Annotated in this window: 3 protein-coding genes; all 3 read right to left on the bottom strand. The window is 69.3% G+C overall.

Annotated features, from left to right (window positions below):
* The coding region (locus VGZ32_RS05590; protein ID WP_326884740.1) for an ABC transporter ATP-binding protein at positions 1–626 on the bottom strand (626 nt) is incomplete at its 3' end.
* A complete protein-coding gene (locus VGZ32_RS05585; RefSeq protein ID WP_326884739.1) occupies positions 623–1,513 on the bottom strand; it encodes a DUF4097 family beta strand repeat-containing protein in 891 nt (296 codons plus the stop codon). The genes VGZ32_RS05590 and VGZ32_RS05585, both read right to left, overlap by 4 nt.
* 80 nt (positions 1,514–1,593) lie before the next feature.
* Positions 1,594–2,121 (bottom strand): DUF1778 domain-containing protein, encoded by a 528-nt coding sequence (locus VGZ32_RS05580; protein WP_326884738.1) that lies wholly within the window; start codon positions 2,119–2,121, stop codon positions 1,594–1,596.
* Positions 2,122–2,733: the final 612 nt, after the last annotated feature.

Here is a 2,733-nt window from a genome sequence, read left to right as displayed (position 1 = left end):
TCCAGGTACTGGGTCGTGAGCAGGATGGTCGTCCCCTCCGCGACCAGTCCGCGGATGATGTCCCACATCGTGCGCCGGCTGCGCGGGTCCAGGCCCGTGGTCGGCTCGTCGAGGAAGATCACCTTCGGGCTGCCGACCAGGGTCATGGCCAGGTCGAGCTTGCGCTTCATGCCGCCGGAGTAGGTGGACGCCGGCTTGTCCGCGGCCTCGCCGAGCTCGAACCGCTCCAGCAGCTCCTCGGTCCGGCGGCGGCCGGCGGACGTGGGCAGCAGGTGCAGATCGGCCATCAGCATCAGGTTCTCGCGGCCGGTGAGGTAGCCGTCGACTGCGGAGAACTGGCCGGTGACGCCGATCGCGCGCCGGACCGCCTGCGGGTTCTTCGCGGGGTCCTGGCCGGCGATGCGGATTTCGCCGGAATCGGGGCGCAGGTAGGTGGTCAGCAGGTGGACGGCGGTGGTCTTGCCGGCCCCGTTCGGGCCGAGCAGGGCCAGGATCGTACCCTGCGGGACCGTCAGGTCGATGCCGTCCAGCACGGTCTTCTCGCCGAAGGACTTGCGCAGTCCGCGGGCCGAGATCGCGGCGGCGGCGGTGTTCGCGCCGGCGGTGGTGGATATCGCGGTGCTCATGCCTGCTCCTCCAGACGGGTCACCCGGCGGATCACGATGTCGCCGAGCTTGGTGCTGGCGTGCACCTCGACCTTGTCGACGGGCTCGGCCGCGCCGGGGGCGTCGGACGAGGCGAGGTCGTTGTAGACGCGGCCGACGCTGGTGTTCAGCTCCAGCCAGGCGGCGCTGCCGTCGCGGACCCCGACGTCGACGCGGCCGTTCTTGCTCGTGGCGGAGACCTTGCCGCGCACGACCTCGCCGATCCGCACCTCGCCGTTGGAGTTGGCGGCGGTGATGTCGGACAGCGCGCGGTCGACGGACAGCGAGCCGTTGGAGACCTTGACGTTGGCGGCGCCGGTGATGACGCCGAGCCGGATCGTGCCGTTGCTGGTGGAGACGTCGGCAGTGCCGTCGATGGAACCGATCCGGATCTCGCCGGACCCGCTGTGCACCTCGGCCGAGCCGCTCGCGCCCTCGACGGTGATCTCCCCGAGCCCGTTGCGGATGTTCAGGTCGCCGGTCTCGGCGATCCGGACGGCGCCGAGACCGGTCTTCAGGCCGACGGTGCCGAGCGCGCCCTCGGTCCGGTAGTCGCCGAGCTCGGCCTCGCCGCGCACGTCGGAGTCGGTGGGCAGGTGGATCACGACGTCGATCGACTCGGGACGCTTGCTGAAGTTCACGAACCGGTTGCGGGGCTTGCGGGTGACGACGCTGAGCGTCCGGGTCGCGTCGTCGTACTCGACGCGGGTGTTCTCGGCTGCCTTGACGTCGGAGGCCTTGTCCGGGTCGCTTGGTCGGACCTCGGCGATCGTGTCGGCGCGGTCGGAGGCGGCGATGTGGACGTTGGCGACGTAGAGGTCGAGGACGACGGCGATCGGGGACGGGGTGTTGAAGTTCGAGACTGACATCTCAGGTTCCTTACGGGTGAGTGGTGATTGAAGGTTCTGCGTTGTGTCTGTGATTGGTGCTTGCTGTGCGGGCGACCGGGTCACCGGGCCCAGCCGGTGTAGCTCTGGCCGACCTTGCCGGGCATGTCCATGGCGGCCGGCCGCCCGGCGCCTCGGCCCTCGACGGCGAGCCCGGCCGCGGCGGCCCGGACGATCCAGGCATTGACGGAGAGCCCGCCGGCGGCGGCGGCGTCCTCGATCAGAGCCTTGATGTTGGCGGGCAGTCGCAGGTTGATCCGGACCATGGCGGCGTCGTCGCCCTCGGCGACGGGCAGCCGCACATCGACCGGCCCGGCGGCGTCCGCGGCGGCCGGCGCGGCGGGAGCGGGAGGCGGCGTCACGACGAACGCGGCCGCCCCGCCCCGAAGCCGGACATCGACGGCACCGGGGGCGAGCTCGGCGGAGATCTCCTCGGCGGCGGCGGAAAGCGCCTCCAGCAGGGTGAGCCGGACGGCGGCGTCGAGCGGCGGCAGAAGCCGGTCGGCGAGCGCGCGGGCGTCCTCGCCGCCGACCTCGGCCGCGGTCGTCAGCTCGCGGCGGAGGTTCTCGACGTACTGGGTGAGTTCCATGGCTCAACTGTGGCACCATTTTGGCACCAATACAAGCCTTTCTGGCTCAGTTTGGCATCACCACAGGTCGTCTGTGGTGCCACATGGTGCCAGGAGGTCATGAGTGTGGTGCCATATGGCGCCAAGTGGTGCCACAAGACGCCACGCGATGGTGCGGCGCGGTGCCGGCCGCGATTGCTTCTCTGGCTGGGGCCTGCAGCCGTTGGGATGTATCTGTTGACGATATTTTTAGTGATGCATTCTGTTCTGACTTGATGGATCCCTGATGCCGTTTCAGCGCCAGGCTCTGATCGATCGAGGCGGCTCTCGATGGCTACTCCAGGTGCAGAAGCGGTGCGCTGAGCTGCTCGGATGACTCCGCTCCAGCATGTCGCGGTGTTGTGTTGGAGCCTGAGCAGGTGTCGATCGAGCCCGAGCTGGCCGCGTGACGCACGGTCTGACTGACGTACGAGACGTATTGACGGTGCGGCTGCGCGACCCCATACTCCCGGCAAACGTAAACGTTTCCGGACGGCGCTCCCCGGACTCGCACCGAAGGAGCATCGGCATGCTCTCCCGTAGGAAGTTCCTGGGAGCTGGAGCGGCGACCCTCGCGATCCCCACGGCCATCGG

It is taken from the genome of Actinocrinis sp., assembly GCF_035938995.1.
In the GTDB taxonomy this organism is placed as follows: domain Bacteria; phylum Actinomycetota; class Actinomycetes; order Streptomycetales; family Catenulisporaceae; genus DASZGI01.
This window is presented reverse-complemented; position numbering and strand designations above follow the sequence as displayed.

Bases quoted from the DNA above. Each gene is read 5' to 3' on its own strand.
- VGZ32_RS05585 (WP_326884739.1), bottom strand. From the start codon at position 1,513: ATGTCAGTCTCGAACTTCAACACCCCGTCCCCGATCGCCGTCGTCCTC.
- VGZ32_RS05580 (WP_326884738.1), bottom strand. From the start codon at position 2,121: ATGGAACTCACCCAGTACGTCGAGAACCTCCGCCGCGAGCTGACGACC.